2 protein-coding genes are annotated in these 2907 nt (G+C 49.8%); both read right to left on the minus strand.

Annotated features, from left to right (window positions below):
• On the minus strand, positions 1 to 883 hold an 883-nt coding region (locus Q0314_RS06945; protein ID WP_298057765.1), incomplete at its 3' end, for an amidase family protein.
• 96 nt (positions 884 to 979) lie between these two features.
• On the minus strand, positions 980 to 2907 hold a 1928-nt coding region (locus Q0314_RS06950), incomplete at its 5' end, for a class I tRNA ligase family protein (protein WP_298057767.1).

Below are 2907 nucleotides of genomic sequence, written 5' to 3' on the forward strand. Positions count from 1 at the left end.
TTGCGCTGGCTTCGGCGGTGGCGATGATGTAGTAGGTCGCGATGTCGCATTTTGAGTTTTCTAAATTTTTATAGATTATTTTGTGGCCTGCGGCTTTTAAAATTTCGACCGCTTTTAAAAGCGCCTTTTTGGTCTCTTCCGAGGCTTCGTTTATGTAGTTTTCGATGACGCAGATCGTGAGTTTTTTGTCCGCGTTTAGTTTGTCCGCTACGCTTTCAAATTTGATATCCGCGCTCGTGCTGTCTTTGTCGTCGTGTCCTGCGATGATGTCGTACAGGATCGCGGCGTCCTCGACGTTTTGCGTTATCGGTCCGATCTGATCGAGTGAGCTAGAGTATGAGCCCAGACCGTATCTGCTGACGCGTCCGTAGGTCGGCTTTAGCCCTACGCAGCCGCAAAATGCAGCAGGCTGGCGTATTGAGCCGCCCGTATCGCTTCCTAGAGCAGCCACCGCTAGCCCTGCGCCGACCGCGGCAGCCGAGCCGCCCGAGCTACCGCCCGGTACTCTCTCGCGGTTTAGAGGATTTAGCGTTTTGCCGTAGTAGCTGTTTTCGGTCGTATTACCCATGGCAAATTCGTCCATATTTGTACGGCCAAACGGCGCCAAGCCGGCTGCTAGCAGCTTTTCTATAACCGTCGCGTTATAAGGCGCGATGTAGCCTTGTAAAATTTTAGACGCGCTCGTTACGCTCCAGCCTTTTACCTGGATGTTGTCTTTTATAGCGATCGGTACGCCCGCACCCAGTTTATCAAGCGGCAAATTTGCCAACTGCTCGACGTAGGCGCCAAGCTCCCTATCTGCGAAAATTTTCTTTTCCAGCTCGTTTCTAAGCTCGGTTACTTCGCCGGCGCTTAGCTTTAGAGCCTCTTTTAAAGTTATCATTTTTTATCCTTAAATTTTATTACCGCTACGATACCTGCGGCTGTGACCGCGAGGATGGCCGCGATGGTCGCCGCGACGAACCAAGCGGAGATAGGCTCAGAGAGCATTTAGCGCCTTTTCGCATCTAGGGCAGGTTTCGCCGTCGTGCTTAGCGGTAAATTTCCAGCATCTTGGGCATTTGAAGCGTTTTGATAAAACAAGCTTAAATTTATCGTTTCCGACGTCAAATTCTGCTAGGCCGTCGCTGCCGTCTAGGCTTTGGACGTCGCTAACCATATACCAGTCGCTGATCTCGTTTATATCTTCGCTTAGGATTAAATTTGAGCTGGTTTGCAGCACTAGCTCGAGGGTTGATTTTATCTTTTTATCTTTTTTGAGTACGTCGATTAGCTCAAAAAACTTCTCGCGGCTAGCGACTAGTAGTTCGTCGTCTACGTTGAACTCAAACTCTAGCGGCGCATACTCTAGATCAAAGGCGTCCGCTGCGCCGTTTTTGATGATCTCAGGCGCATAGTCCATCACCTCATCCACGGTGTACGTGAGCGTCGGAGCGATGAGAGGCAGGAGCGCTCTGGTGATTAGAGCCATCGCGCTTTGAGCCGAGCGGCGAGTATCGCTGTCTTTGGCATCGCAGTATAGGCGGTCTTTGCAGATATCAAGATATATGCCGCTTAAATCCGCGCTTAGGAAGTTCATCAGCAGGCTAAAGCCCTTTGAAAAGTCGTAGTTTCTAAACGCCGTTTCGGCCTCGTCGAATGCTTTTTTAGCGCGGCTTAGTATCCAGCGGTCTAGGATGTTGAAATTTGACGTTTCGGTAGCCTCTAGATCGTTTACGTTGGCTAGCAGAAATCTTATCGTATTGCGTATTTTTCGGTACTGCTCGCTTACTTGTTTTAGGATGTTTTCGCTGATTTTTAGGTCGCTGGAGTAGTCGCTAAGCGCAACCCAAAGGCGTAAAATTTCCACGCCGTAGGTTTTAGCGACGTCTGCGGGAGCCACGACGTTGCCCTTGCTTTTACTCATCTTTTGACCGTTTTCATCGACGGTAAATCCATGCGTGAGCACGCTTCTATACGGCGCTCGTCCTTGTGCGGCGCAGCTTAGCAGTAGCGAGCTTTGGAACCAGCCTCTGTGCTGATCGCTACCCTCTAGATACATATCCGCAGGATAGCTGCCCGCATCGTAGTCGCCGCTTTTTAGCACAGCAGCCCACGTCGAGCCGCTGTCAAACCAGACGTCTAGGATGTCCATCACTTTTTCTAAATTTTGCGGCTCAAATTTGCAGTTTGCCGGTAAGAGATCTTTTATATCGCTATCCCACCACGCGTCAGCGCCTTTTTGTTCAAATATCGCCGCGACGTTATCTAAAATTTCATCGTCAAATATCGGCTCTTTTGTATCCTTGCGTCTAAAAAACGCTATCGGCACGCCCCAGTCGCGTTGGCGCGAGATACACCAGTCGGGACGATTTTCTATCATCGAGCCTATCCTTTTTACGCCGCTTGCAGGGTAAAATTTGACGTTTTCAAGCTCTTTTAGCGCGACTTCTCGTAGCGTTTTGCCGTCGATTTTCGGCTCGTCCATCGCGATAAACCACTGCTTCGTAGCGCGGTAGATAACGGGCTTATGTGTCCTCCAGCAAAACGGATAGGAGTGGACAAATTTACTCGCTTTTAGCAAATTTGAGCCTAAAAGCTCTAAAATTTTCTCGTTTGCTTTAAAGATATGCATGCCGATTAGTTCGTCCGCTACGCCGTCTGGAAATAACTTTTTCGCCTTTAGCGTTTCGTCGTACAGACCGCCTTCATCGACGGGCATGATGACTTCGATGCCGTATTTTAGGCTCACGTGGTAGTCGTCCTCGCCGTGACCGGGTGCGGTGTGAACTAGTCCTGTACCGCCGTCCATCGTGACGTGGTCGCCCAGGATAAACAGCGATTTTCTGCCGTTTAGCGGATTAACTGCGTGCAGGTTTTCAAGCTCGGCAGAGGCGAATTCTTTTAAAATTTCGCCCTTGGTTAGAC

It is taken from the genome of uncultured Campylobacter sp. (assembly GCF_938040115.1).
Classification (GTDB): domain Bacteria; phylum Campylobacterota; class Campylobacteria; order Campylobacterales; family Campylobacteraceae; genus Campylobacter_A.